This window comes from Corallococcus caeni (assembly GCF_036245865.1).
GTDB classification, from domain to species: Bacteria; Myxococcota; Myxococcia; order Myxococcales; family Myxococcaceae; genus Corallococcus; species Corallococcus caeni.
Genome location: NZ_BTTW01000003.1, coordinates 209,055 through 234,279, shown reverse-complemented (window position 1 = coordinate 234,279; position 25,225 = coordinate 209,055). Strand labels below are relative to the sequence as shown.

Annotated in this window: 23 protein-coding genes; 7 read left to right on the top strand and 16 right to left on the bottom strand. The window is 69.9% G+C overall.

Annotated elements, in window-relative coordinates:
* Positions 1–111 precede the first annotated feature (111 nt).
* Both AABA78_RS15275 and AABA78_RS15270 read left to right on the top strand, forming a co-directional pair.
* Positions 112–411 (top strand): DciA family protein, encoded by a 300-nt coding sequence (locus tag AABA78_RS15275; RefSeq protein WP_338263817.1) that lies wholly within the window; start codon positions 112–114, stop codon positions 409–411.
* Complete coding sequence (locus tag AABA78_RS15270; RefSeq protein ID WP_338263816.1) at positions 408–2,024, top strand: CAP domain-containing protein; 1,617 nt, start codon at positions 408–410, stop codon at positions 2,022–2,024. The genes AABA78_RS15275 and AABA78_RS15270 overlap by 4 nt, the downstream gene beginning before the upstream one ends.
* Before the next feature lie 114 nt (positions 2,025–2,138).
* Here the strand turns inward: AABA78_RS15270 and AABA78_RS15265 are convergent, their stop codons facing one another.
* A complete protein-coding gene (locus AABA78_RS15265) occupies positions 2,139–2,372 on the bottom strand; it encodes a hypothetical protein (RefSeq protein WP_014396719.1) in 234 nt (77 codons plus the stop codon).
* Between the two features lie 295 nt (positions 2,373–2,667).
* On the opposite strand from AABA78_RS15265, the gene AABA78_RS15260 reads away from it, so the two are divergent.
* On the top strand, positions 2,668–4,803 hold the full coding sequence (locus AABA78_RS15260) for a lytic transglycosylase domain-containing protein (protein ID WP_338263815.1): 2,136 nt from the start codon (positions 2,668–2,670) through the stop codon (positions 4,801–4,803).
* A gap of 15 nt (positions 4,804–4,818) precedes the next feature.
* On the opposite strand, the gene cmk is transcribed toward AABA78_RS15260, so the two are convergent.
* From cmk to AABA78_RS15245, 3 genes are read right to left on the bottom strand one after another with little or no spacing between them, the layout of a single operon-like run.
* A complete protein-coding gene (cmk, locus tag AABA78_RS15255; protein ID WP_338263814.1) occupies positions 4,819–5,514 on the bottom strand; it encodes a (d)CMP kinase in 696 nt (231 codons plus the stop codon).
* Complete coding sequence (gene hisC / locus AABA78_RS15250; RefSeq protein WP_171420694.1) at positions 5,511–6,602, bottom strand: histidinol-phosphate transaminase; 1,092 nt, start codon at positions 6,600–6,602, stop codon at positions 5,511–5,513. Before hisC ends, cmk begins: the two co-directional genes overlap by 4 nt.
* Positions 6,603–6,615: 13 nt before the next feature.
* Positions 6,616–7,584, bottom strand: a complete 969-nt coding sequence (locus AABA78_RS15245) for an acetyl-CoA carboxylase carboxyltransferase subunit alpha (protein ID WP_338263813.1) — start codon at positions 7,582–7,584, stop codon at positions 6,616–6,618.
* Positions 7,585–7,676: 92 nt separating this feature from the next.
* Between AABA78_RS15245 and AABA78_RS15240 the strand changes: the two genes are divergently transcribed.
* Together AABA78_RS15240 and AABA78_RS15235 are read left to right on the top strand one after the other, a co-directional pair.
* Complete coding sequence (locus AABA78_RS15240) at positions 7,677–8,366, top strand: tetratricopeptide repeat protein (RefSeq protein WP_338263812.1); 690 nt, start codon at positions 7,677–7,679, stop codon at positions 8,364–8,366.
* Between the two features lie 104 nt (positions 8,367–8,470).
* Positions 8,471–8,938: a hypothetical protein gene (locus AABA78_RS15235; RefSeq protein ID WP_338263811.1), complete on the top strand. Its 468-nt coding sequence runs from the start codon at positions 8,471–8,473 to the stop codon at positions 8,936–8,938.
* Between the two features lie 19 nt (positions 8,939–8,957).
* On the opposite strand, the gene AABA78_RS15230 is transcribed toward AABA78_RS15235, so the two are convergent.
* The 6 genes from AABA78_RS15230 to AABA78_RS15205 all read right to left on the bottom strand — a co-directional run bounded on the left by AABA78_RS15230 (position 8,958) and on the right by AABA78_RS15205 (position 17,539).
* Positions 8,958–10,934, bottom strand: a complete 1,977-nt coding sequence (locus AABA78_RS15230) for an ArsA family ATPase (protein ID WP_171420698.1) — start codon at positions 10,932–10,934, stop codon at positions 8,958–8,960.
* Between the two features lie 336 nt (positions 10,935–11,270).
* Entirely contained in the window at positions 11,271–12,710 is a 1,440-nt protein-coding gene (nla6, locus tag AABA78_RS15225) for an enhancer binding protein Nla6 (RefSeq protein WP_120527285.1), read from the bottom strand.
* Between the two features lie 72 nt (positions 12,711–12,782).
* Complete coding sequence (locus AABA78_RS15220; RefSeq protein ID WP_338263810.1) at positions 12,783–13,403, bottom strand: histidine kinase dimerization/phospho-acceptor domain-containing protein; 621 nt, start codon at positions 13,401–13,403, stop codon at positions 12,783–12,785.
* A 297-nt stretch (positions 13,404–13,700) separates the two neighbouring features.
* A complete protein-coding gene (locus tag AABA78_RS15215; RefSeq protein ID WP_171413230.1) occupies positions 13,701–14,159 on the bottom strand; it encodes a deoxycytidylate deaminase in 459 nt (152 codons plus the stop codon).
* An 84-nt stretch (positions 14,160–14,243) separates the two neighbouring features.
* On the bottom strand, positions 14,244–15,134 hold the full coding sequence (locus AABA78_RS15210) for a S1C family serine protease (RefSeq protein WP_338263809.1): 891 nt from the start codon (positions 15,132–15,134) through the stop codon (positions 14,244–14,246).
* A gap of 149 nt (positions 15,135–15,283) precedes the next feature.
* Positions 15,284–17,539: a PrkA family serine protein kinase gene (locus AABA78_RS15205; RefSeq protein ID WP_338263808.1), complete on the bottom strand. Its 2,256-nt coding sequence runs from the start codon at positions 17,537–17,539 to the stop codon at positions 15,284–15,286.
* 342 nt (positions 17,540–17,881) lie between these two features.
* Here AABA78_RS15205 and AABA78_RS15200 point away from each other — a divergent pair, with 342 nt between their 5' ends.
* Positions 17,882–19,402, top strand: a complete 1,521-nt coding sequence (locus tag AABA78_RS15200) for an Hsp70 family protein (RefSeq protein ID WP_338263807.1) — start codon at positions 17,882–17,884, stop codon at positions 19,400–19,402.
* Between the two features lie 92 nt (positions 19,403–19,494).
* On the opposite strand, the gene clpX is transcribed toward AABA78_RS15200, so the two are convergent.
* The 3 genes from clpX to AABA78_RS15185 form a co-directional block, all read right to left on the bottom strand.
* Entirely contained in the window at positions 19,495–20,772 is a 1,278-nt protein-coding gene (gene clpX, locus AABA78_RS15195) for an ATP-dependent Clp protease ATP-binding subunit ClpX (RefSeq protein ID WP_223761637.1), read from the bottom strand.
* 223 nt (positions 20,773–20,995) lie between these two features.
* Positions 20,996–21,649, bottom strand: coding sequence for a hypothetical protein (locus AABA78_RS15190; RefSeq protein WP_171413226.1), 654 nt, complete (start codon positions 21,647–21,649; stop codon positions 20,996–20,998).
* A 27-nt stretch (positions 21,650–21,676) separates the two neighbouring features.
* The gene (locus AABA78_RS15185; RefSeq protein WP_338263806.1) at positions 21,677–22,588 is read right to left on the bottom strand and encodes an AgmX/PglI C-terminal domain-containing protein; all 912 of its coding nucleotides are present in this window, start codon (positions 22,586–22,588) and stop codon (positions 21,677–21,679) included.
* Positions 22,589–22,631: 43 nt separating this feature from the next.
* Between AABA78_RS15185 and AABA78_RS15180 the strand changes: the two genes are divergently transcribed.
* Positions 22,632–23,492 carry a tRNA pseudouridine synthase A gene (locus AABA78_RS15180; RefSeq protein ID WP_338263805.1) on the top strand — a complete coding sequence of 287 codons (861 nt, stop codon included), beginning with the start codon at positions 22,632–22,634 and terminating at the stop codon, positions 23,490–23,492.
* 9 nt (positions 23,493–23,501) lie between these two features.
* Here AABA78_RS15180 and AABA78_RS15175 read toward each other — a convergent pair whose 3' ends face one another.
* The 3 genes from AABA78_RS15175 to larE all read right to left on the bottom strand — a co-directional run bounded on the left by AABA78_RS15175 (position 23,502) and on the right by larE (position 25,162).
* Complete coding sequence (locus AABA78_RS15175; protein ID WP_014396701.1) at positions 23,502–23,666, bottom strand: ribbon-helix-helix domain-containing protein; 165 nt, start codon at positions 23,664–23,666, stop codon at positions 23,502–23,504.
* A 63-nt stretch (positions 23,667–23,729) separates the two neighbouring features.
* On the bottom strand, positions 23,730–24,263 hold the full coding sequence (locus tag AABA78_RS15170; protein WP_338263804.1) for a hypothetical protein: 534 nt from the start codon (positions 24,261–24,263) through the stop codon (positions 23,730–23,732).
* Positions 24,260–25,162 carry an ATP-dependent sacrificial sulfur transferase LarE gene (gene larE, locus AABA78_RS15165; protein ID WP_338263803.1) on the bottom strand — a complete coding sequence of 301 codons (903 nt, stop codon included), beginning with the start codon at positions 25,160–25,162 and terminating at the stop codon, positions 24,260–24,262. Before larE ends, AABA78_RS15170 begins: the two co-directional genes overlap by 4 nt.
* Positions 25,163–25,225: the final 63 nt, after the last annotated feature.

Genomic DNA, 25,225 nt, shown 5'->3' with positions numbered 1-25,225 from the left:
GGGCCCACGTTCATTGAACGCCGGAAACCGGGGCGCTGGACGCAATCGGCCGGGCGGGCAGGAAAAGTGTGGGTTGGCATCCGGCGCCAGGGGTTCCAGAATCGTCCGACGATGGCGCGCAGCGAACCGAAGACCCTGGAGAGCCTGCTGCCCCGAGTGCTGGCGCGTCTGGCGGGAGAGTCGGGCCGCGCCTCCTCGCTGATGCCGCTCTGGGTCGCGGCGGCGGGAGAGAACATCGCGAGGCACAGCCGTCCGCACCAGCTTGACGGCACCACACTGGTCATCTCCGTGGAGAGCGCCGAGTGGGCCCAGGTCCTCACCCGGCAGGCGGACTCCCTCTGCGAGCGGCTCAACGAGAGGCTCGGCCCCGGCACCGTGAAGGCGCTCACGTTCCAACTGGAGTCGCGATGAGGGGCGTGCTCCTGGGCCTGCTGCTCGCAGGGGTGTCCGTCCCTCCAGTCCCCGCGTCCGCCGCGACGCCCTCCCCTGCGGTGGCCTCCGTCGCCGCCCCGGCCCCCGCGGGCCAGGACCTCCCGCCCCCCGTCGCGGAGGAGACGCCCCAGGCCCAGGAGGCCCGGGCCCGGCTGCACGTCCAGCGCGAGTTCGAGCGCGTGGGCCGGCGCGCGCCCACGAGCGACAAGGCGCTGGAGGCCGCGGCCCGGAGGCTCGCGCGCGAGGCCCTGACGGAGTTCTCCACCGGCGCCCCGGACCTGCTCACGCTGACGGAGGCGGTCAGCGACTCGGGCGCCGCGGATCCATCCCCCAAGGTGCTGGTCATCCGCGCCTGGGTGCACGCGCACGCCATCGAGACGTTCCTCGCCCGCACGGACTTCAACGACGAGCGCGTGAGCCACTACGGCGTGGGCATCGCCTTCCTGGGCGAGCGCGCCGCGCTGGTGCTGCTCACCGCGGACCGCAAGGCGGAGGTGCTCCCCTTCCCCCGGACGCTCGCCAAGGCCGGGACGGAGAGGCGCGTGTGCGGCCGGCTGGTGCCGCCGCTGCGAAGCCCGCAGGTCTTCGTCACCCGGCCGGATGGCGAGGTGGACGCCGTGGCCCTGAGCCGTGCGCCCTCCGGCACCAACGGGTTCTGCGCCCTGGTGACCTTCGAGACGCCCGGCGCCTACACCGTGGAGTTTGTGGGCCAGGGGAACGCGGGGCCGGAGGTGGCGTCGCTGTTCCTGGTGCAGGTGGGCGCCCGGACCGGGCGCGGTGGACAGGAAGCGCAGCGCGAACCCACCACGCTGGCCGAGGCCCGCACCGCCCTCTACGAGCGAATCAACACCCTGCGCCGCGCGCACCAGTTGCCGGAGCTCACTCCGGATCCGGTGCTGGAGGACGTGTCGCTGCGCTACAGCACGCGCATGGCCACGGAGGGCTTCTTCGCCCACATCGCACCGGACGGCTCCACGCTCACGCGCCGGCTCCCGGAGGGCACGCGCTACGTGCGCGCCGGAGAGAACCTGGGGCTGGCGGCCGGTCCGCTCGCGGCGCACTTCGGCATCGAGCACAGCCCTGGCCACCGCAAGAACCTGATGGACCCCGCGTTCCGCTTCATGGGCGTGGGCGTGGCGTTCCAGAAGGTGGACGGCCGCGACCAGGCCATCATCACGGAGGTCTTCACCGCGGCCTCGCCCGGCGCGACGCTGCCGGCGGACCCGGTGTCGGACGTTTACGAGGCCCTCTCCCGGCACCGCGCCACGCTCAAGCTGCCGCCCCTGGTGCGCAGCGAGGCGCTGGAGCGGCTGGCACACGAACACGCCCGCCGCGCGCTGGCGCAGGACGAACCGACCGCGGGAGACGGCGACCCGTCCCCCCTGCACGAGCGCGTGTTCACCGCGCTGCCGGATGCGGGCACCGCGTCGGTGGACTTCTTCGTCGTGGGAGACCCAGGCGCCGTGCCGGAGTCACGCAGCCTGGCCACCGCCACCAACACCCGCGTAGGCGTGGGACTGGTGCGGGGCAACTCCAAGCGCTTCGGCCAGGGTCAGTACTGGGTGGCCGTCATCTACGCCGCGGTCCCCTGAAGCAGCGGCTTCGGTGGGAGCTTCCACGCGGACTCCGGCCACGTCCGCACTTCGGGCGTGGCCGGTACAAGCTCGCGCGGGCCCGGTGGATTGGGCCCATGTCAGACGCCCTTGTTAGACAGGACGGCGCTGCGTGGCGTACGCCTCCAGCCCCATCTGCGGAGGAGCGAGGTTGGCGTACATCGGGCACTTCATGCACGTGAACGACTGCCAGCCGCGACGCACGGCCTCATCGAGGCAGTTGTCGTAGTGGTTGCAGTTCAGGTTTCGATGCGTCTCGACGCCTGCCCGCTTCGGGCCGGCTTCGGGATTGATGGTCTGCGGCAGATCGGATGGACACGGCTTCATGGAGCCTCCCCTATGAGCTGTTTCCCCCCCCGAGGTCTGTGAACGAGCAGTGCTACCGACGACAGGTCTTCCTGACACGACGGCGGTCCGGAGTAGCGCTCAACGGCGGCGCAACGTAAGGATTCCCTCCGGATAGCGCAACGGGCCGACAACCCCGCGGGACCAGCCCGTGGGCGCGGGATCTAGGACTTGTCGGGCCGACTGTCAAACCGACCCCCGCCCACCTGGTGGGGAATGTCGACTGCAAACCTCTCGTTCCGAAGCCGCAAGGCCGCGAAGTGAAAGGAAGAATCCCATGAGTTGGACCGGTTGGGTGGCGGGCTGGGTGACGACGGCGGCGCTGGGGCAGTCCCCGGCGACGCTGGAGGCCGTCCGCCTGCACCGGTCCGACGCCGCGGCGCTCGCGCGGGCGGAGCTCACGGCCTGCGAAAAGGCGAAATGCCCGGATGCGGGCCGCCTGGGCCTGCTCGCCGGGACGCTCGTGCTCTCCGACGGGGACGCGGCCCAGGCCCGGGACCTGCTCACCCGCCACGCGCCCCCGGCGCCCCTGGAGGCCTTCCACGCCTTCTACCTGGGCCAGGCGCGCTTCTACGCGGGCGACCCCGACGGCGCGGCGAAGGATTTCGAGCGGGCCCTGGAGAAGGCCTCCCCGGCCCTGGCCGTGCGCGCGCGCGCCCGGCTGGGGGAGTCGCTGCTGGACGCACACCGGCCCAGGGACGCGGCCCCGGTGCTGGAGTCGGCGGCGGCGGCGCAGCCCACCCCGGAGCTGCTGTTCCAGCGCGCCCAGGCCCGCGCGGCCACCGGCAACGCGGCTGGGCTGAGGGCGGACCTGAAGACCGTGGCGCTGCGCTTCCCCACCCACCCCTACGCGGACGAGGCGCTGGAGCGGCTGGCGGAGCTGAAGCCCTCGGTGAAGCTCACCCTGCCCGAGTACCTCCAGCGCGTCCGGGAGTTCCTCTCCGACGGCGCGCCGGAGCGGGCCGAGGAGGAGCTGGCGACGGCGGAGAAGCGGTCGCTGGTGAAGGGCGCGCCCGCGCAGGCGCAGGTGGCGCTCCTGCGGGCGCAGGTGCTCTTCGCGCGCGGCAAGCGGGAGGAGGCGGAGAAGGCGCTCGCGGTGGCGCGCAAGGGGCCGCCGGCCATCGCCGCGGAGGCCGCGCTGGTGGTGGCGCGCCGGGCGCTGCGCTCGGACGACAACGAGAAGGCGCGCAAGCTGATGGCCGCGCTGGACAAGGCCTATCCGTCCCAGTCCGCCGGTGAGGAAGGCGCGTTCTTCGCCGCGTGGTTGGATTTGCAGGGTGGCCGCTTCGAGGACGCCGCGAAGTCCTTCGCGGACTACGAGAAGCGCTACAAGGGCTCGCGCCGCCGCGACGAGGCCATGTGGTTCCGCGCCCTCTCGCACATCCGGCTGGAGCAGTACGCCAAGGCGCGCCAGGCGCTGGACGACCTGGTGACGGCCTACCCGAAGACGAGCCTGGCGCCGCAGGCCCGCTACTGGCAGGCGCGCACGGAGGAGCTGGGCGGCGGCAAGCCGGCGGCGGTGGGGCCGGGCTACGAGGCCGTCATCACCGCGGCGCCCGCGTCGTTCTACGCGCTGCTCGCGACGGAGCGGCTGCGCGAGCTGGGGCGCACGCCGCCCGCGGCCTTCCCGCAGCCTCCGAAGCAGCTCACCCTCCCCCGCCCGCCGGAGCTGGAGCTGGCGGTGGCGCTCACGCGCGCGGGCCTCTTCCGCGACGCGGCGGACGAGGTGCGGTCGCGCGTGTCGGACCTGCGCACCGCGGACCAGGCGTTGCCGTTCGCGCACGCGCTCCTGCAACTGGGCGAGTTCGGCCACGCGCACGTGGTGGCGGCGCGCTACCTGTGGGGCCGGGCCTTCGGGGCCAAGGCGCCGGACGCGCTGGCCGCGTTCTACCCGCGGGCCTTCGCGCAGGCGGTGGAGACGGAGGCCACGCGGCAGGCGCTGGATCCGTTCCTCGTGTGGGCCATCATGCGGCGGGAGAGCGCCTTCCGCCCGGAGGTGATGAGCGCGGCGGACGCGCGCGGGCTCATGCAGATCATCCCGCCCACGGCGACGGAGATCGCCCAGAAGATGGCGGAGCCCGCGCCCGCCCCGGCGGACCTCTTCGCCCCGGAGCGCAACATCCGCTACGGCGCGTGGTACCTGGCACAGCTGATGAAGCGCTTCGCGCACCCGGCGCTCGCGGCGGCGGCCTACAACGCGGGCCCCAAGGCGGCGGTGCGCTGGACGCAGGAGCGCGGCACGCTGCCGCTGGACCTGTTCGTGGAGTCCATCCCGTACCGGGAGACGCGCGGCTACGTGAAGCAGGTGGTGGCGGACCTGTACCTCTACCACCGCTTCTACGAGAAGGACGGCACCCAGGCCCGGCTGGCCATGACGGTGCCCGCCCCCTCCACGGACGGCGTCACCTTCTGACGGGGCGCTGACGGCTCAGGCGCCGCGCGCGGCCCGGCGGCGCTCGATTTCGTGCTCCAGCGACTGGACCACCTCCGACAGCGGCATGCTGCTGGAGTCCACGTGCACCGCGTCCTCGGCGGGCTTCAGGGGCGCCACTTCGCGCCCGGAGTCCGCGGCGTCGCGGCGCGTCTGGTCCGTGAGGACGGCCTCCAGGCTGCTGTCCACGCCCTTCTGGAACAGCTCCTCGAAGCGGCGGCGCGCCCGCACCTCCGGGTCCGCCGCGAGGAAGAACTTCACGTCCGCGTCCGGGAACACCACCGTGCCAATGTCCCGGCCCTCCAGGATGGCGCCCGACGGCGCCTCCAGCGCCAGCCGCCGCTGGAGCGCCAGCAGCCCCGCGCGCACCACCGGCCGCCCGGACACCTGCGACGCCCCCATGGAGATGGGCGGCGTGCGGATCTCCGACGACACGTCCTCGCCGCCCAGGAAGACGTGGTTCTCCTCGCCCACCACCTGGAAGTGGATGCGCACGCGCCCGAGCAGCTCGCCCAGCTTCGCGTCGTCGTCGAACGCGATGCCCTCGCGCGTGGCCATCAGCGCCACGCAGCGGTAGATGGCGCCCGTGTCCACCAGCGCGAAGTTCAGCCGCCGCGCCAGCAGCTTGGACACGGAGGACTTGCCCGCCCCGGCCGGCCCGTCGATGGCGACGATGAACGGCCGCGCGCTCAAGACAGGACCTCCTTCAGCGCGGCCACGCACCGGGCGTTCTCCTGCGGCGTGCCCACGGAGATGCGCAGGCAGTTCGGGTGGCCGTTGCCCGCCATGGGCCGCACGATGACGCCCCGGCGCAGGAGCTGCTCGTAGACCTCGGCCCCCGGACGGTGGCAGTCCACGAAGACGAAGTTCGCGTGGCTCTCCGTCAGCGTGAGCCCCAGCTTCGGAAGCTCCTCCCCGAAGTAGCGCAGCCCCACGCGGTTGTTCTCACGCGTGCGCTCCACGTGCTCCGTGTCCTCCAGCGCCGCCATGCCCGCCGCCTGCGCCACCGTCGTCAGGTTGAACGGCATGCGCGTGCGGTGCACGTAGCCCGCCAGCTTCGCGTCCATCACCGCCGAGCCCAGCCGGATGCCGGCCAGCCCGTGGATCTTGCTGAACGTGCGCAGCCCCACGAGGTTCGGATACGTGTGGAACAGCTCCACCGCGCTCGCGTAGTCGGGCCAGTCCACGAACTCAGCGTAGGCCTCGTCGTGGACGACGAGCACGTCCTTGGGCACCGCCTGGAGGAACGTCTCCAGGTCCTTGCGCCCGAAGGTGGTGCCCGTGGGGTTGTCCGGGTTGGCCAGGAACACCATGCGCGTGCGCGGCGTGACGGCGCGGGCCATGGCCTCCAGGTCGTAACGGAAGCCCTCGCGCATGGGCACCTCCACGAACGCACGGCCGTGCGCCTGCGCGGAGATGCGGTACGCGGGGAACGAGCCCTTGCAGAGGAGGATCTCCTCCTCCGGCGTGGTGAACGTGCGGATGAGCAGTTCAATCAGCTCGTTGGAGCCGCTGCCCAGCACCACTTCCTCGGGCTTCACGCCCAGGTGCGCGGCCAGCCTGCGCACCAGGTGGAAGCTGGTGGCGTCCGGGTACAGGTTCACCTGGCCCGCGGCGTTGCGCATGGCCTCCACCGCGCGGGGCGACGGGCCCAGCGGGTTCTCGTTGGAGGCCAGCTTGATGACGCCGGTGAGGCCGTACTCCCGCTCGGTCTCCTCGATGGGCTTGCCGGGGACGTAGGCCTTGAGCGTCTCGACGTAGGGAGGAACGAGCGGTCGCATGAGATGGGAACCCTTACTTGCCGGAGAACATGCCGAGCGCGCGGAACTTGTCGTAGCGGTCGCGCACCAGCGCGTCCGGCGACAGCTCCGCCAGCTGGCCCAGGTGCTTGCGCAGCGTCTTGCCCAGCGCGTCGGCCGCCTTGGCCGCGTCGCGGTGCGCGCCGCCGGGAGGCTCCGGAATCACCTCGTCGATGATCTTCATCTCCAGCAGGTCCTGCGCCGTGGGGCGCATCGCGTCCGCGGCCTTGTCCGCCTTCGTCGCGTCGCGGAAGAGGATGGAGGCGCAGCCCTCCGGAGAGATGACGGAGTAGACGCTGTTCTGGAACATGAGCACGCGGTTGCCCACGCCAATGGCCAGCGCGCCGCCGGAGCCGCCCTCGCCCACCACGGTGGAGATGATGGGCACGCGCAGCCGGCTCATGACCTCCAGGTTCACGGCGATGGCCTCCGCCTGGCCGCGCTCCTCCGCGCCGATGCCCGGGTACGCGCCCGGCGTGTCCACGAAGGTGAGGATGGGCTTCTCCATCCGCTCGGCCAGCTCCATCAGCCGGCGCGCCTTGCGGTAGCCCTCCGGGCGCGGCATGCCGAAGTTGCGCGCCATGTTCTCCTTGGTGTTGCGCCCCTTCTGGTGGCCGATGAGCATCACCGTCTTGCCATCGAAGCGCGCGAAGCCGCCGACGATGGACGGGTCCTCGCCGAAGTGCCGGTCGCCGCACATCTCGAAGAAGTCCGTGAACAGGTACTGGACGTAGTCCAGGAAGTACGGCCGCGAGCTGTGACGCGAAAGCTGCACCACCTGCCAGCGGGTCAGGTCGCTGAAGATCTCCGTCTGGAGCTTCTTCGCCTTCTTCTCCAGCTTGGAGATCTCCGAGGAGAAATCCACGGTGCCGCTGGTGGAGAGGACCTTCAGCTCCTCGATCTTCTTTTCCAGCTCGATGAGCGGGCGCTCGAAGTCGAGCGCGTAGCCAATGCCGGTTGCCATGGCGCCGAACTAGCACCAGGGTTCAGGCCTTTCAACGCGCAAGCGGTTACGCACCCCTGGAATGTCCCGGGGGGCCGCCCGTCTGGAGCCACATGGTCCTCGCCCTCTCCCTGGCCCTGGCGCTGTCCGCCGCCCCGTCCACGCCCCCGTCGGGCAAGGCCCTCAACACCCAGGGCTTCCGCCTCTACCAGTCCGGCCGTTATCCAGAGGCGCTGGAGAAGTTCCAGGCGGCCGCCCAGGCCACCCCGGACTATGCCCTGGCGCACTACAACGCCGCCGCCACCCTGGGCCTGCTGCGCAAGCAGGGCAAGGTGTGCGAGTACAGCGCCCACCGCGACGTCATCGTGGAGAAGCTGGCCACCGCCGTGCGCCTGGACCCGCGCCGCCTCCAGCGGGCGAAGGAGGACAAGGACCTGGACGTCATCCGGGACACACTGGGCTGGCAGAAGCTGCTGGGCCTCACCCCGGAGCAGGAGGCCAGCGTCCCCACCCTCCTCCGGAACGTGTCCTGGTACGGCCCCGGCGTGGGCGTCTACGGCACCACGCGCGCCCTCAAGTTCAAGGACGGCGGGCGCGTGGAGCTGTGGAAGAAGGACATCGACGACTCCGGCACACCGAAGGAGTCGCGCATCCAGGGCACGTACACGGTGAAGGGCCGCGCCGTGACGGTGACGCTGCCGAAGGCCGCGCCCGTCACCGGGAGCCTCGACGCGGCGGGCGCCCTCACCTTCCCGGAGCCCCTGGGTGGCTTCACCGACAGTCCGTCCGAATGCGAGGCCTGACCGGGAAGTGACGACCCGTTCACGCCTACACGCCTCCGGGGACCGCCACCCTGGCGCGCCTGCCTGCCGGTGCCCACCTTCGCCCTGTAGCCGAGGGGGAAGCCGTGCACCGACTCAACGCAAGACACTGGGGCCTGGTCGCCATCGTCGCGGCGGCGCCCTTCGTCCTCGCCTTCGTGCTGGGCGCCGCGGCCCCCCAGCTCCTGGAGCCGGTGCTCGGCACCCCGGTGGGCGGGCTGAGCTGGGGGCTGGCCACGGTGCTGGGGCTGGTGGGCGGCGCCCTCTTCGCGCGCATCCTCGCGGCCCTGCAGCGCCCGCGCATCCAGGCGTCCCCGGTGCTGCGCCTGCTGGGCACGGTGGGCGGCGCCAGCGCGGTGGTGACCCTGTGCATCGTGCCGGCGGTGGCGCTGATGCTCGTGGGGCCGGGCTGGGTCCTCCAGCAGCACCTGGAGGTGCCGGCGGCCCCGACGGTGCGCTCGCTCAAGGCGGGCGCCGTGGACCTGCTGGGGCAGGCGCGCCGGGCGTATCCCCACCGGCTGCCCCTGTCCCTGCTCCTGCCGGGCCCCCACTAGGCGCCCGGCGTCTCCAACCTCAGGCCGCCTTGATCTTCGCCGGCGGCGCGGACAGCGCGTACCACGCGGTGCGGAACGCCTTGAGCTCGCGCAGCCCCGCGGGGTGACGACCCAGCGCGGGCGCCATCGTCACGGGCAGGCCAATCTTCTTCTCCATGGCCTTGGCCGCGTTGAGCTCCAGCTTGCGGCGGTTCTCGCACTTCTCGCAGGTGGACTTGGGGCCCACGCGGTTGACGAGCACCCGCTCCACCTGGAGCTTCTTCTCCTTGAGGTACTCCACCAGCCGCTCCGTGCGGGACGCGGCCAGGTCCTCGCCGCGCGTCACGACGACGAAGCGCGACTCGCTGGGGGACGCCAGCGCGTCCTCGAAGCGCTTCACGTGCTTGAGCATCGCCGCCAGGTCATCCGCCAGCTCGCCCAGGCCCTTGGCGCGGTGCTTGTTGAGGATGCCGTGCAGCGCACCCAGCCACGTCTTCGCGATGTCCGCCAGCTCCACCACGCGCACGTTCGTCACCTGCGGCGACGAGTCCACCACGATGCGCTTGAAGCGCTCCTGCACCAGCGCGTCCGTCAGCACGGACATGGCCGCCAGCTCGTCGATGCCCGGGGGCGCGCACTCCAGCAGGTTGCGCAGGTAGAGCAGGTCCGCCGGCACGTCGTTGCCCGCCTTGGGCGCGCCCTCGAAGGCCTTCTCCGCCTTCTCCTTCAGCCGCTTGCGCAGGGCGTTGAACCAGCCCGCCATGTCCAGCTCGCGCGCGTACAGGCCCTTGGTGCCCTTGACCTGCGTCTCGGTGTCCGTCAGGCGGCTCTGGAGCACGTCCGACAGCGAGTGCGCGGGGTCCGTGGAGATGAGGAGCACCGGCCCCTCCTTCTCCGTCAGCGTCACCGCCGCGGCGGCCGCGCAGGAGGACTTGCCCACCCCGCCCTGGCCCACGAAGAAGATGAGCCGCGTGGGCGGCAGCGGGGGCGCCGCGATGGGAGGCATGGACGGGGCGCGCACCAGCGCCGGAGGCCCTTCCGCCGCGCTGAACTCCAGCGCCTTGGTCTCCTTGCCCGCCGCCCACTCCTTGGCGAACTCCTTCAGCCCGTCCAGCCCCCGGGGCGCCACCTCGCGGCGGCCCAGCAGGTTCACGGGCACGGTCTTGTCCAGCGCCTGGTACTTGCGCACGTGCGGCGCCTGCAGGCCGCGGCGGCCCTGGCACGCGGGGCAACCCTCGTGGTCCTCCACCTGGTTGACCACCACCTCCGTCACCGGCAGCCCGCGCTCGCGCAGCTGGGTGAAGTACATGCGCGTCTGCGCCTCGGGCACCGGCTCCGCCAGCGCCACCAGGTGGAAGGCCGTGCGCGCGGGGTCCTTCAGCAGCGCCAGCAGCTTCTCCGCCTTCTGGCCCACCTGCTCAAGGAAGCCCGCGGGAGCCGCCTCCGCCGCCGCGGCCGCCTTCTTGCCCTTGCCGCTGGGGGCCGGGGCGGCGCGGTCCTGGCCCGCCTTCACGAAGCCCAGGAACTTGCGCAGCTGCGCCGGCATGTCGAACAGGCGCAGCGTGTGGCTGGTGGGCGCCGTGTCCACCACGATGCGGTCGTACTCGCCCGACTCCAGCAGGTCCACCACGTGGAAGAGGGCCACCAGCTCCTCCAGCCCGGGCACCGCCTGCTGGTAGAGCTTGCCCATCTCCTCGTCCGACAGGTGCGTGCCCTTCACCGCCGCCTTCGCCAGCGCCGGCAGGTACTCCGCCAGGAACGGCTTGAGCAGCGCGGCGGGGTTCAGCTCCGCGCCGAACAGGCCGCCCTCGCCCTTGCCCGCCTGCAGCTTGGTGGGCTTCGCCGGCAGCTTCTTCTTCACCAGGTCCGACAGGGACTGGACCGGATCCAACGAGACGACCAGCACCCGGTGCTTGGGCGCTTCTTCCGAGAGCCTCACCGCGTACGCTGCCGCGAGCGTGGTCTTGCCAACCCCGCCCTTGCCGCCGAAGAAGTGAAGTGCTCTCGCGTCGCTCATTGCGTTGTGGCCTTCCTTGTGCCCCCCCGGCGGCACCCCAGATGACTCACGTCGGACGACCGCACCATGGGGGGCGGACGTGGCCCGAAATGAAACGTCCCGGCCGGGCCCTCACCAACGGGTGGGAGAGGCCCGGAGGATCCCCCGTCCAGGGGGGAAAAGTCAAGAATTGACAGGGGTTTTCGAGACCTCCCCCGCCCATTTAAACCGGCTTGGGGAGGCCCCGCGCGTGCCCTCCAGGAGCCCTGCCAAGGGCCCGGAATCCGGGCCCATCCGCCTACCCATCAGGTCAGCGGCAGGCAGCCGCCGGTCCCCTCCGCCGGGGGACCCGGTGGATCAGCGGGTCAGGAAGCTGCTGGCGCCCATGGGGCCGTCGTTGCCCTGCCCACCCAGGGGGCTGCCCCCACCCGGAGTGCCCTGCGCCCGGTTCTCCGCCGCGTAGCGGTTGAGCTTGTTGTAGAGCGTCTTCTCGCTCACCCCCAGCACCTCCGCCGTGCGCGCCTTGTTGTTCCCGTTGCGCTGCAGGCTGCCCAGGATGTACTCGCGCTCCACGGCGTCCAGGCTCAGGCCGAACGGCAGCTTGAACGTGTGGCGCTCCGGGCTCTTGCCGGCCATGTCGGGCGGCAGGTGCTCGCGGGTGATGAGCTCCCCGTCGCAGAGGATGACGGCGCGCTCCACGGCGTTGCGCAGCTCGCGGATGTTGCCCGGCCAGTCGTAGTTCTTGAGCACCTCCATCGCGTCCGGGTGCACGCCGGAGACGCGCTTGGCAGAGTCCCCGCGGAACTTGTCCACGAAGTGCTGGACCAGGATGGGCACGTCGTCCCGGCGCTCGCGCAGGGGCGGCAGGTGCAGCTGGAACACGTTGAGGCGGAAGTAGAGGTCCTCGCGGAAGCGCTGGTTCTTGATCTCCTGCTTCAGGTCGCGGTTCGTGGCGGACAGCACGCGCACGTCCACTTCGATCTCCACCTTGCCGCCCAGCCGGCGCAGGCGGCCCTCTTCCAGCACGCGCAGCAGCTTGGCCTGCAGGTCGATGGGGATTTCACCCAACTCGTCCAGGAACAGCGTGCCGCCGTGGGCCATCTCGAACACGCCCGGGCGCCGCTGATCCGCGCCGGTGAAGGCGCCGCGCTCGTGGCCGAAGAGCTCAGACTCAATCAGCGTCGCGGGGATGGACGCGCAGTTGATGGCGATGAAGGGCTTGTCGCGGCGCAGGGACAGGTTGTGCACCGTGCGGGCCACCACTTCCTTGCCCGTACCGGACTCGCCGCTGATGGAGACAGAGGCCTTGGAGGGGGCCACCTTCTCGATCATCTCGATGACCTTGCGCATCCCGGTGGAGCCGGCGATGAGGTCCGTGGAGCCCAGCTGCTTGAGGCGGCGCCGGAGCGTCTGCACCTCGCGCATGGTCTCCTTCTTCTCCAGCGCGCGGTCGATGCAGACCTTGAGCCGCGCGGTGTCCAGCGGCTTCACGATGAAGTCGTAGGCGCCCTCGCGGATGGACTCCACCGCGGTGTCGATGGTGCCGCGGCCGGTGAGGAACACCACCGGGCAGTCCGGCAGCTCCTCGCGCAGGTTGCGCAGGAGCCACAGGCCGTCCGTCTCCGGCATGGCGAGGTCCGAAAGGACGACGTCGGGCCGGAACTCGCCGGCCTTGCGGAGGGCGTCATGCCCGTCGAACGCGGTCTCGACCTTGTGACCCCAGGCGGACAGCATCTCCGCCAGGGCCTCGCAGGTCTCACGTTCGTCATCCACGGCCAGGATTCGTGCGCTGCCCAAGGTGAAAACCTCCACTGCGATGAAGCGTGATGAAACCGGATGGAAGACCGTCAGCGCCTGAAGGGGGGAACCTCAGGCGCGCGGGAACACGAGGCGGCACGTCCCCGCCTGAATAGCGAACTCGATGCCCAGCTGCGCCGCGCGGAGCGTCAGCGCGGCCACGGTGTCCGTCGCCCGCTCGGGCGCCGAGGAGCCGTCCACGACCTCCAGCACCGCTCGAGGGCCCTCGGCGCGGACGGCGACGACCACGGTGCCGCCGGACTCCGCGCGCTGGAAGGCGCGCATCAGCACCTGCACCAGGAAGAACCCCAGCTCGGTGGTGTCCTCCAGGCGGGCCTGCACGTCCGGCTCGATGGCGCGCGTGACCTGGAGGCGGCGCCGGCGGCTCTCATGGCCCAGCACGTCCAGGGCCTTGCCGGTGGCGTCCGACAGCGGCGCGTCCCCGGAGGGGCCCGCCCCGCGAAACACGATGAAGTCCGAGAAGAGCTTGAGCAGGCCGTCCACGCGGGCGATCTGCTCGCGCATGGCCTTGAGGTTCTTCTCCTGCGTGGCCGGCACCTGGCCGGACTCGCCCTTGAGCTTCTCGGAGAGCACCTCGAGATGGATGGCCAGCGCGTTGAGCGGGTTGCGCACGTCGTGCAACAGGCTGTCCATCAACGGCGGAACCGCGTCATAGCGGGCAGCGCCCACCACGGGATCCGACACATCCTGGACAGAAGGCACACTGCTGGCAATTGCTGTTGAGCTAACCACCTGGAACTCCTAGGAATTTCCGTCTCCCCACCCCCGCCGCCGCCCTACCGGAGCCAGGATTTAGGGAGCACCCCGGGGATCGTCAACCCTGGGTCGGTAATTCTTGCCGGAATTCTAAAATTCCCGTGTCGGAACAACCACTTAGACCCTCTCACAAGTGTCATTCAACGAACGGGAACCCTGCACCGGGCGATCAGCGCGTCCAGGGGTTGTCCACCCCCGGACAGGGCGTCGCCTTCAGGTCCCGGTTGCGGACGCCGGAGGCTGCGCGGCGGCACCCAGGCCGACGAGCTGGAGGCCCAGGCGGGCCGCGTACTCGAAGATGCGGGGGTCGCGGTAGAACTCGCCGAACACGATGCGGGTGCAGCCACTGTTGGCGATCAGCTTGAAGCACGGCCAGCAGGGGCTGGCGGTCGTGTAGATGGTCGCCCCGTCGATGCCGACGCCGTTCTTCGCCGCCTGGATGATGGCGTTGGCCTCCGCGTGGACGGTGGCCACGCAGTGGCCGTTCTCCATCATGTGGCCCACCTCGTCACAGTGAGGCAGGCCGCGGATGGCGCCGTTGTAGCCGGTGGACAGGATGGTCTTGTCCCGCACCAGCACCGCGCCCACGTGCTTGCGGTCGCAGGTGGCGCGGGTGGCCACCTGCTGGGCGATGTCCATGAAGTACTGATCCCAATTGCCCCGAGCGGACATGCGCGTGAACCCTCCAGCGGATGAGCCCGCAGCTCTAACGCTGGATCAGGCCCGCACCAACTTCCAGGCCGGGGCGCTGTCGGATCAGCGACTCGCGGTCTTCTGTGGCCCCGCCCCGTCCGCGTCCGCGGCGCGCTCCAGCAGCCGGCCGAAGCCCTTCGCCTGCAGGAAGCCGCGCACCTTGGCGCTGGGCGCGGCGAACGTCTCCCCGGGCATGGGCACGTCGAAGCTGAAGTTCTGGGCGGCGACCTCGAAGTCCACCTTCGCGGTGCGGTAGCCCTCCACGATGGCCAGCAGCCGCCCCGTCTCCATGCTGAAGATGCCGCCGCCGGAGGCCCCGTAGCCGATGGGCGCGTCCGTCTTGAGCATGCGCGGGTGCTTCGTCTGCTTGTCCCACTCCACCTGGGACACCATGCCGCCGGAGATGGACAGCGCGCGGCCGTACGGGGACGCCGCCACCACCACGTCCTCGCCGGGCTCCGGCTCGTCGTCCGCCGCCAGCTCCGCCACGGGCCACGTCACGCCCGTCACGCGCAGGAGCGCCAGGTCCAGGTCCGGCACCTCGCCCGTGGCCACCACCTCCGCGGCGTACTCGTGCGTCTCCGCGCGCCTGTCCAACACGACCTTGAGCACGGGGTCCGTGAGGTCACCCTGCTCCACCGCGTGCGCGTTGGTGACCACGTAGCTGACGGGCCCGGCCTCGCCCACTTCCGTTCCAATGACGACGCCCGACGCCGAGCGGCGCACCTTGCCGCCCTCCGTCGTCACCAGCCGCACGTTGAGCGGGAGGATGCGCCGCACCATCGCCTTGCGCGTGGGCTGCGGCGTGGGCTCGGGCCTGGACAGCACCCGCTCCACCCGGAGCGGGGCCTGCGTGTGCGTCGCGACCGGGGTGTCCGACGGGGACTGCGACGGGGCACTGGCGCACGACACGAGGGCCCACAGGAGGGGGGTGCCCAACAGCAACCGGTTCATCAACACTCCAGGCGCAAGGAAGAGGAGGGACGAAAGACGACGACACACGTGCGAACTCGGTGTGAGGTCCCATCATCCCGAGCCCCGGCCCGGATTGGAAAGCAGGCGAGCAGGCATCGGCTTTCGGATGCCTGCCCGCCGCTCGCGGGTCAGGTGTAGCGCTGCCGCATCAGGAACAGGATGGCGTCCTTCGCGCAGAACTCGCAGTAGCCGTAGCGGTCCGCCATCGTCTTGAGCGTGTCCTGCACCTGGGACTGCTCGCGCGCGGAGAGCTGGTTGCGGTCCTCGGAGAGGTACTTGAGGACGTTCTCCTTGTTCTTGCGCAGCACGCGCTTGCGCTCCTCGAAGTAGTGGTCGCGCAGGCGCTTGAACATGTCCGGGAAGATGCGCGGGTAGTCCATGGCGCCGTCCGGGTTGTCCAGCCGGTGCGCGCCGATGCTCGCGATGAGGCCCCGGCGGAAGTCCGCGGGCGCCTCGCCCTGCGGCATCACGATGGCCTCCACCTCCGCCATGCGCGCCTCGTCCGGCTTCTCCGACTCGCCCGTCACGCGGTTGCGCATCTTCTCCCCGCGCACCCAGTGGCTGACGCTCTGGATGTAGCGCTCCACCAGCTCGCGGTACTGGCCTTCGGACACCAGGCCCATGGAGTCGCGCACCTCGGAGTCCACGCGGTCCAGGTACTCGCCCTCCACCACGCGCACGAAGGTCTCGTGGTCGTGGTAGCCGTCCATCACCTCCTGGAGGAGGAACTCGTAGACGCTCTTGTCCTTGCAGAGCGCGTGCAGTTCCTCCAGCACCGCCAGCGCATGGAGGCACTTGTAGTCGGGGTTCTGTGCGGCGTTGAAGAGCGCCGTCTTGATCTCGCGCGCGCTCGCGCCGGAGCGGCCCTCGTAGTTGGGGTACGCGTCGGACTCCTCGTACATCTCCTCGCGCAGCTTGAGCAGCTCCTTGGTGTTCGAGGAGGACAGCCGCGCGGGCACCCCACCCTCCTGGTACAGGTGCATCTTCTCCGCGGGGGCCACCTGATCCACCAGCGGCTTCACGTTGGCCGGGTAGCGGTCCGGGATGGGCTTCTTCAGGCGCGTGAGCACCGCCCACATCGCGGCCACCTCCGTGGCGTGCGGCGCGACGTGCTTGCCCACGGACGTGGCGGTGATCTGCGCGTCGTAGATCTCCTGCTCGACCTTGTAGCGGCGCAGGTACGGCACGCGCACCAGCTCGATGCGGCCCTTGAACGACGCGAAGTCCGGCAGCTCCTTGAAGGCCGCCAGGTGCTTCTCGTTGGAGGACGCGATGAGCACCTCGTCCAGCTGGAGGACGAAGGGCTCCAGGGGCACCTCGCTCGTCTCGCTGAAGCCCAGCAGGTACTTGAAGGCCTCCAGCGGGCGCTTGAGCAGGTCCGCGTACTCGATCAGGCCGCGGTTGGCGTGCACCAGCGGGCCGTGCGGTTCGAAGAGCACCGTGCTGTGCAGCGCGGCGGGCAGGTTGAGCTGGGTGCGGTCCGCGGAGATCTGCTGCGCGGCGGCGTCCACGCTCATCTGCGGCTCCACCGTCACCGTGCCCACCTGGTAGCGGCGCGACACGTAGAAGCGCTCCACCTGCACGTGGCGCAGGACCTTGAGGTAGTCCCCGCCGTAGGAGTTGAGCAGGGCCGTGTAGATGCGGCGGCACTTGGCGCACAGCTCGCCGTCGCGCACGTAGTCGGACAGGATGAAGTCCCCCGTCGCCCCGTCGCCGTTGCCCAGCCCCTTCTTCTTGAGCGCGCCCTCCAGGAGGTTCTTGCGCTCCGTGGGGGGCACCGCGAACAGCGGGTGGTCGCGCAGCTCGCAGGGCATGCGCAGGTCCAGCGCCTCCGCGTCCAGGTGGGCGTACGTGGTGAGCTCGCCCTCGGCGGACTTCACGCCCGGGCGCTCGCCGAAGCCGATGGAGCCCTTGATGAGCTTCTCCGACGGGAACACCCACGCGATGCGGTACAGCGCGCCCTGCGGCTGGCGGGAGTAGTCCTCCATCCCCTGCTTCAGCGCGTTGACCAGGCTGGACTTCGCGCTGCCGTTGGGGCCGTGCAGCATGATGAGCTTGTTGATGCGGCCGGCGCGCACGAAGTTGCCCAGGATGCGGTAGAGGGCGTTCTGCACCTCCTCCTGCCCGGCGACGCGGCCGTCATGGTCGGCGGACGGGACGTCGAAGACCTTGAAGCGCCGGATGGTGCCGGTGGGGTGCGGCACGGCTTCCGTTCCGTAGTGGTCCATCACGTCGCGCAGGTACTGCGCCGCGTTGCGTGACTGCCCCTTCGGGTCCGTGAAGAAGAGCGACAGGTACTCCTCGAAGGACAGGATGGACCGGTTCTTGACGAAGTCGGCGCTGACCTGTGCGCCCACCTCCTGCAGATAGCCCTTCGCTTCCACGGCGGCTCCCCTCTGTGGGTGGGTAGTCTCTCGGATGTAGCCACGGCGCTGCGCCGTCGCATGTGAACCCCGGGGAATGACCTTCGTTCCCGGCCCTGGGGATGTAAAGCGAGCGCCCCCTCCCCGGCGGCCCGTCTGTTCGGGGCCGCGCGCTTGGACGCCAGCCGTGTCCCACCCGGCCAGGCGGGCGGCCCGGGTGGGAGGTTGAAGGCGCGCTGGAAGTTTGAGGGCGTCCGTCGGATGACGGATGGTTGGTGATTCGCGCACCCGGGACGGGTGAGATACGGTCCCGGACTGCCACACCCCACAGAGCCGCAACGCCTCACCCGGAGCCCACACGCGATGCACAAGGAGCCCATCATCGGCATCGACCTCGGCACGACGAACTCGTGCGCGGCGATCGTCGAGGACAGCGGGAACGTCAAGCTCATCCCCTACAAGGGCGGCGAGTACACCATCCCCTCCATCTTCGCCATCGACGACAAGGGCAACGAGCTCATCGGCTTCGAGGCGAAGCGCCAGTGGCAGCTCAACCCACGCAACACCGTCTACGGCGCCAAGCGCCTCGTGGGACTGAACTTCAGCAGCGACGTCGTTGGCACGATGAAGAAGTCCGTGGCGTACAACATGCGCCCCGGAGCGAAGAACGACGTCACCCTGGACGTGGGCAAGAAGGAGTTCACCCTCCAGGAGATCAGCGCGAAGATCCTCGGGAAGATCCGCGAGGTCGCCTCCAACTACCTGAAGACGCCCATCAAGCGCGCGGTGGTGACGGTGCCCGCGTACTTCAACGACCGGCAGCGCCAGTCGGTGAAGGACGCCGGCAAGCTCATCGACCTGGAGGTGGTGCGCATCATCAACGAGCCCACCGCGGCGGCGCTCGCCTACGGCGTGGGCAAGGGGCTGTCGGAGAAGGTCGTCATCTACGACCTGGGCGGCGGCACCTTCGACGTCTCCATCATCGAAATCCGCGACCGCGTCTTCGAGGTGAAGTCCACCGGCGGTGACGTGTTCCTGGGCGGCATCGACTTCGACAACGCCATCATCCACCACGTCCTCAAGGACTTCGCGGCCAAGACGGGCATCGACCTGGCCACGGACCCGGTGGCCATGCAGCGCATCAAGGACCTGGCGGAGCGGACGAAGATCGACCTGTCCGCGCGCGAGGAGGTGCCCTTCAACATCCCCTTCATCACGATGACGGCGCAGGGCCAGCCGCTGAACATCGAGATGAAGTTCACGCGCAAGATGCTGGAGCAGCTGACGAACCAGCTCGTCGACCGCACCCTGCAGATGGTGGCGCGCGTGCTGGTGGACTCCGGCCTGTCCACCAAGGACATCGACGAAGTGATGCTGGTGGGCGGCCAGACGCGCATGCCCGTCGTGCAGGACCGGCTCACCAAGTTCTTCGGCAAGCCGCCCAGCAAGGGCGTCCACCCGGACGAAGCCGTGGCCATTGGCGCCGCGCTCTACGCGCACTCGCTCCAGGACGACACCAACCTGCGCATCCAGCTGTTGGACGTCATTCCCATGGCCATTGGCCTGGAGCGCGGCGACGGCGGCTTCCACGTCGTCTTCCCGCGCAACGCGTCCATCCCCAACGCGAAGCAGCTGCTGGCCACGACGAGCATCGACAACCAGACCGAGCTCGCCATGCGCATCTACCAGGGCGACCACGACACGGTGGCGCGCAACGACCTGCTGGGTGAGTTCACCTTCTCCGGCATCATGCCCGCCAAGGCCGGCACGGTGAACGTGGAGATCATCTTCGACGTGAGCGTGGAGGGCATCCTCACCATGCGCGCGAAGGACCCCGCCACCGGCCGCGAGATGAAGACCACGGTGCGCGTCACGCAGAGCTGACGCGGTACCCGGCGCCAGAAACACCACGGCGCCCCTGCCTGCTGTGAGGCGAGGGGCGCCGGATGGGAAGCAACGGACCGCCGAGGGAAACCTCAGGCGGTCTTCTTTTCCTTCTCCATGACGATCTGCGGGGGCTCGTGCTTGGTGATCACCTGTTCGGTGATCTTGCACTCCTTGACGCCCTCGCGGAACGGCACGTCGTACATGATCTCCAGCATCGCGTCCTCCATGATGGCGCGCAGGCCGCGCGCTCCGGAGTGACGGCGCATCGCCTCGCGGGCGATGGCGCGCAGCGCTTCCTTGGTGAAGGTGAGCTTCACCTTCTCGATCTCGAACATCTTCTGGTACTGCTTCACCAGGGCGTTCTTCGGGATCGTGAGGATGGTGACGAGGTCATCCTCCTTCAGGTCGTTGAGCGTCGCGATCATCGGCAGACGGCCGATGAACTCCGGGATCATCCCGAACTTCATCAGGTCTTCCGGCTCCGTCATGGCCAGCAGCTCACCCACGCTGCGCTCTTCCTTGTGGGTGATCTTCGCGCCGAAGCCCAGGCCCTTCTCACCCACGCGGCGTTTGATCACGCCGTCGATGCCGTGGAAGGCACCGCCGCAGATGAAGAGGATGTTGGTCGTGTCGACCTGGACGTACTCCTGCTGGTTGTACTTCTTGCCGCCGCGCGGGGTGACGTTGGCGCGGGTGCCTTCGATGATCTTCAGCAGGGCCTGCTGCACGCCCTCGCCGCCCACGTCGCGGGTGGCGCTGGGCATGTCGCCCTTGCGCGCGATCTTGTCGATCTCGTCGATGTAGACGATGCCGCGCGCGGCCTTCTCCACGTCGTAGTCGGCGTTGTGGAGGAGGTTCTGGATGATGTTCTCGACGTCCTCACCCACGTAGCCGGCCTCGGTGAGGCTGGTGGCGTCCGCGATGGTGAAGGGGACGTTGAGGAAGCGCGCCAGGGACTGCGCGAGCAGCGTCTTGCCAGAACCCGTGGGGCCGATGAGCAGGATGTTGCTCTTCTGCAGCTCCACGTCCTCGCCGCCGGGGCTCTTCACACCGGGGCGCGGCCGGGAGGCCGGCTTCTTCTGGTAGATGCGCTTGTAGTGGTTGTACACCGCGACCGAGAGGACCTTCTTCGCCTGGTCCTGGCCGATGACGTAGTCGTCGAGGAACGCCTTGATCTCCAGCGGCGTGGGCAGGCTGACCTGCGGCTTGCCCTCCTCGCGTTCGTTCTCGTCCGCGATGATGTCGTTACACAGCTTGATGCACTCGTCGCAGATGTAGACCGTGGGTCCGGCGATGAGCTTCCGAACCTCGCGCTGCGATTTGCCGCAGAACGAGCAGGACAGGTTGACGTGGTGCTCCTTCTTCACTGCCGCCTCCGAGTTCGCCGGTCCCGGTTCGGGACCTTCTCCGCCGACCACCGCACTCCACCACCCGCGAAGCCGCCCACGTCTTTCGACGGCTCCAGGCCCACCTGCTACAGGCCCTGAACCCACTATAGGGCCCTCCCCTCCGGGCAGGAAGCCCGTCAGGAGTGCCCTTTCCCAGGAGCGTTCAGCCCAGGTCAACGGGTCGGTCTTGGATAACAGCGACTCAGGCGTCCGTCACGCTCGACGCGATCTCTTCGACATCGTCCGCGAGGGCGGCCGCCCGCTCGGCGACAGCGTTGGGGACTCGACGGCTTCCCGCCAGCTCGGAGGCGAGCTTGCGCGCCATCTGCGCCAGTTTCCGCACCTGGAGGCTCTCCGGGGGCGGCTCCGGCGGGGGCCGGGGGAAGCGCTCGGTGAACTCCTTCTTGAGCTCCGTGGGGGACTTCTCCGGGCTCCAGATGCTGTCGCGCAGGGACTTGTATTCCGTGGGGGACAGCTGGCCGCGCTCCTCGGCGTCGGCCAGGACTTCCACGACCTCGAAGGCGGGGGCCTTCTCCGGGAACTCCTGCTGCTGGAGCTCTTCCGGGGCTTCGTGCTTGGCCAGGAAGCTGAACGAGCGCGTGAGCTTCAGCGCGGTCTGCTTCTTGATGTGCAGCTCCTTGAGGCAGTAGGCCTCGAAGGAGGCGTGGCCCCACTCCTCGTACTTGGCTTCGTCCCGGACCTGGACGAGCAGCTTGCCCAGCTCCGCCCAGGTGGACTTGAAGCGCTTGGCGGCGAGCAGGACGGTGTGGCGGAACGTCCCCGGGGGGACGCTCATGGCCTTCTTGGCGATTTCGACTTCGGCGACAGAGGCGGACATGCCTGTTGTATCGGGCACGTCCGCGGGGTGGGCAAGAAAGTCGCCCTACCCCCGCTTGCCGATATTGAACGAAAGCCCCACGGTGGCGCGCTCGCCGTCGTAGGCCTTGAAGGGCCACTTCTTCAGCTCCGCGAAGAGGCACTCGAAGAGCGGGCCCTGCTTGAACTGGGGGTTGTCCACCCACAGCTTCGCCACGCGGCCGTCGTTCCCGATGACGAACTCCATGGGAATCTTCGCGGCCAGGCCCGGCGTGCGCTCGGCCTCTTCCTTGAAGCAGCGGAAGAGCTTGGACTGGTTGCCGGCGACGACGCGGTTGATGGCGCCCTGGTCGAACTGCTGGGCCATCTCCAGGCCGTCGGGATCCGTGGAGACGCTGCCCGTCCGGGGCGGCCGGTTGGCGGCGGCGGCGCTGGCCACCGCGCTAGAGCCCCCTGTCTTGGGGGTGGCACTGCCCTGCCCCGCGGGGCGATCCGGGCGGCGCGGGTCGTTGGACGGGTAGGCGAAGAGGTCCTCGTCGTCCACTCGGGCCTGGGCCAGGCGGATGGTGGGCGGGTCCATGGTGATGCCGTCGCCCTCCTCCGTCGCGCCGAACAGGCCGTACACGGCGGCGTTGCGCGCCAGGTACCAGCCGGTGACGCCCAGGAGGAGCGCCACGCCCGCGGCGACGCCGGCCAGCAGCTTCACTCGCTTCTGGTTGCGGGCCTGCTCCACGAGCATCGTCTGGGCGACGCGGCCCTGCGCCTCGTAGCGCGCGATGTGCACCTGGAAGGCGGCGGTGTCCCGGAGCGTCCGGAACTCCCGCTCACCGGCCGGCGCCACCGGGCTGTCCGGGGTCAGCTCCCCCGTGTAGAGCTTCTCCACCACCTGGGACGCGGTGATGGGCCCCAGCACCAGGTCTCCCTGTCGGAAAAGCCACTGCCCATCACTGTCCACCGCGAGTTCTTGTCCGGCCAGCATTCGCGCGGGAGTATCGTGTTTCTCCCGCCGACATCGCAACGCCGTGGCCAGGCCCTCGCTCAAACGAATTCCCGCCGTACTGTGGACTTGGTATCGCGGTGGAAACTTCCGCGGCTTCCAGCGCCAGGTGGAGGGCCCCACGGTCCAGGACGCGCTCGAGGACGCCCTGGAGCAGGCAGGCTCACCGGCGACGGTGATGCCGTCCGGGCGCACCGACCGGGGCGTGCACGCGCGGATGCAGGTCATCAGCCTGCGCCTCAATGAAGACGTGCCCCTGGACTCGCTGCCCGCGCGGCTGGCCCCGCACCTGTCCCCGGACGTGGGGCTGTGCATCGCGAAGCGGCCGCCGGGCGCGTTCCACGCCCAGTGGAGCGCGAGCGGCAAGGAGTACCGCTACCACCTGACGCTGGGTGCTCCGCCCTCTGAAGCATGGCGGCCATTCGCGCTGGACGTGGCGGCGGAGGAGACGCTCCAGTCCGGGCGCCGGGTGACGCCGGAGAGGCTGGAGGCGCTGCTCGAGCGCGCCGTGGGCACGCGGGACTTCACCGCGTTCCACGAGCGCTCCAGTCCCCAGAAGCCGCGCACCCTCGCGTCCGCCACCCTGCGGGAGCTGGGCGGAGGGCTCTTCGAGGCGCGACTGACGGGAGACGGCTTCGCGCGCTACCAGGTGCGGTACCTGGTGGGCAGCGCGCTGAAGGTGGCCGCGGGGCTCCTGTCCGAGGAGCAGTGGCACGCGGCACTGGATGCGGGGACGGCCCTGCCCGGCTTCAAGGCCCCGGCGCATGGGCTGGTGCTGTGGGAGGTCCGCTATCCTTCCGCGGTGGACCCCTTCGGGCCCGGCGAGCGCCTCCACCCGCCCGGTCTGCCCGACGCGCCACCCTTCACGGGAGCGCCGCCGGGCTGACTCGCGCTTTCAGTCCACGAAGCGCGCTTCGTACTTCGCCAGCAGATCCGAGATGGCCTCCCGGAGGTACTCGCTCTGACGGATGCGCGTGGTGCGCGACAGCTCCTTCAGGGCGTCCAGCTTCTCGCGATTGAGACGAAACACGACCGAGGTGAGGCGGGGATTCATGTCCAAGTGCGTGGCCTCCGACAGATGCACACACCCTCTCACAATGTCGGACAACCTCAAGAAAACAACCTACGAGGCCGAACCCACCGGGATGATCCACTGCAACCCGGTGAAGAGCTCGGTGTCCGCGCGCAGTCCGGAGCCGAACCCGAACGTGAAGCCGAGCCCGCCGTACAGCGCGAAATGATCCGAGAGGGTGTGTCTGGCGCCGAACCCTATGCGAGGCCCCAGCCACGGCCCAGAAATCGGACGCACGGAAACGCCGAGATCAAAGAAGGTCCGCCAGGACTCGGATCCGAAGACGCTGCGGTAGCCGGTGATCAGCGCCAGCGCCTCCCCAGGGCGGCCGGTGCTGCCGCGCGCGAGGAGGAACACCTCGTCCCCCTCGTAGCCGACGGTGAGGCCCACCCCCAGGTCCAGGTGCCCGGCGAGCCCGGTCACGGCGGAGGTGCCGCTGATCCGTTCGGTGTACGTGACGCCGGGCCCCACCGTGAGGATCAGCGAGCGCTGCCGCGCGTAGGGCCCGTCGTCCACGAACTCCGCGGCGGCGGCGGGGCCAGCGGCCAGACTCAAGAGGATCAGGACGGAGGGGAGGCCCTTCACCCCACCACCGGGAGCTTGAAGCCCTCGGAGTGCCCCTGCCCTGCCCCGGCCGCGGGGGTGATGCCGGCGGCCTCGTTGAGGCGGCCGGAGCGGAAGGGCTCCAGGTCCAGGGCCACGAACTTGAAGCCCAGGGACTTGAAGGCGCCGTTGATCCGCTCGCGGATGCCGGCCTCGAAGAAGCGCGGGTACTCCTCGCTGGCCAGCTCGATGCGCGCCACGTCCTGGTGGTAGCGCACGCGGAACTGCTTGAAGTCCAGGGCGCGCAGCTCCGACTCCGCGGCGGCGATCTGCAGGAGCCGGTCGCGCGTCACGGACGTGCCGTAGGGGATGCGCGACGCCAGGCACGCCATCTGCGGCTTGTCCCAGGTGGGCAGCCCCAGCTTGCGGCTCCACGCGCGGATCTCATCCTTGGTGAGCCCCGCCTGCGCCAGGGGGGACGACACCTGGTGCTCCTTCGCGGCCTTGTGGCCGGGGCGGTGATCCTTGAAGTCGTCCGCGTTGAAGCCGTCCAGCACCACGGAGAGGCCCAGCTCCGCGCGCTTCGCCTCGCAGAGGTCGTACAGCTCCGTCTTGCAGAAGTAGCAGCGGTTGGTGGGGTTGGCGGCGTAGTTGGGGTTCGCCAGCTCGTTGCTGGAGACGACGACGTGCCGGGCGCCCAGGCGGGCCGCCAGCTCGCGCGCCTCGCGCTCCTCCTCCGGGGCGACGGAGGCGGACAGCGCGGTGAGCGCCAGGGCGCGCTCGCCCAGCACCTCCACCGCGACCTGGAGGACGAAGGTGGAGTCCACGCCTCCGGAGAACGCCACCAGCGCGCTGCCGTGGGCGCGCAGGGCTTCGCGCATCGCCTCCAGCTTGGGGCGGGACGCTTCACAGAGGGCTTCAATCCGCTCGGGGCTCAGCATGGGGGACTCCTAAAACGGAAGGGCCCCGGATTGCACGCGCATCGCGCGGGCAACCTGGAGCCC

What these genes read in the sequence shown, in the direction of transcription:
- AABA78_RS15275 (WP_338263817.1), top strand. Translation starts at nt 112, where the DNA reads ATGGCGCGCAGCGAACCGAAGACCCTGGAGAGCCTGCTGCCCCGAGTG.
- AABA78_RS15270 (WP_338263816.1), top strand. Translation starts at nt 408, where the DNA reads ATGAGGGGCGTGCTCCTGGGCCTGCTGCTCGCAGGGGTGTCCGTCCCT.
- AABA78_RS15265 (WP_014396719.1), bottom strand. Translation starts at nt 2,372, where the DNA reads ATGAAGCCGTGTCCATCCGATCTGCCGCAGACCATCAATCCCGAAGCC.
- AABA78_RS15260 (WP_338263815.1), top strand. Translation starts at nt 2,668, where the DNA reads ATGAGTTGGACCGGTTGGGTGGCGGGCTGGGTGACGACGGCGGCGCTG.
- hisC (WP_171420694.1), bottom strand. Translation starts at nt 6,602, where the DNA reads ATGCGACCGCTCGTTCCTCCCTACGTCGAGACGCTCAAGGCCTACGTC.
- AABA78_RS15245 (WP_338263813.1), bottom strand. Translation starts at nt 7,584, where the DNA reads ATGGCAACCGGCATTGGCTACGCGCTCGACTTCGAGCGCCCGCTCATC.
- AABA78_RS15240 (WP_338263812.1), top strand. Translation starts at nt 7,677, where the DNA reads ATGGTCCTCGCCCTCTCCCTGGCCCTGGCGCTGTCCGCCGCCCCGTCC.
- AABA78_RS15230 (WP_171420698.1), bottom strand. Translation starts at nt 10,934, where the DNA reads ATGAGCGACGCGAGAGCACTTCACTTCTTCGGCGGCAAGGGCGGGGTT.
- AABA78_RS15215 (WP_171413230.1), bottom strand. Translation starts at nt 14,159, where the DNA reads ATGTCCGCTCGGGGCAATTGGGATCAGTACTTCATGGACATCGCCCAG.
- AABA78_RS15210 (WP_338263809.1), bottom strand. Translation starts at nt 15,134, where the DNA reads ATGAACCGGTTGCTGTTGGGCACCCCCCTCCTGTGGGCCCTCGTGTCG.
- AABA78_RS15200 (WP_338263807.1), top strand. Translation starts at nt 17,882, where the DNA reads ATGCACAAGGAGCCCATCATCGGCATCGACCTCGGCACGACGAACTCG.
- AABA78_RS15185 (WP_338263806.1), bottom strand. Translation starts at nt 22,588, where the DNA reads ATGCTGGCCGGACAAGAACTCGCGGTGGACAGTGATGGGCAGTGGCTT.
- larE (WP_338263803.1), bottom strand. Translation starts at nt 25,162, where the DNA reads ATGCTGAGCCCCGAGCGGATTGAAGCCCTCTGTGAAGCGTCCCGCCCC.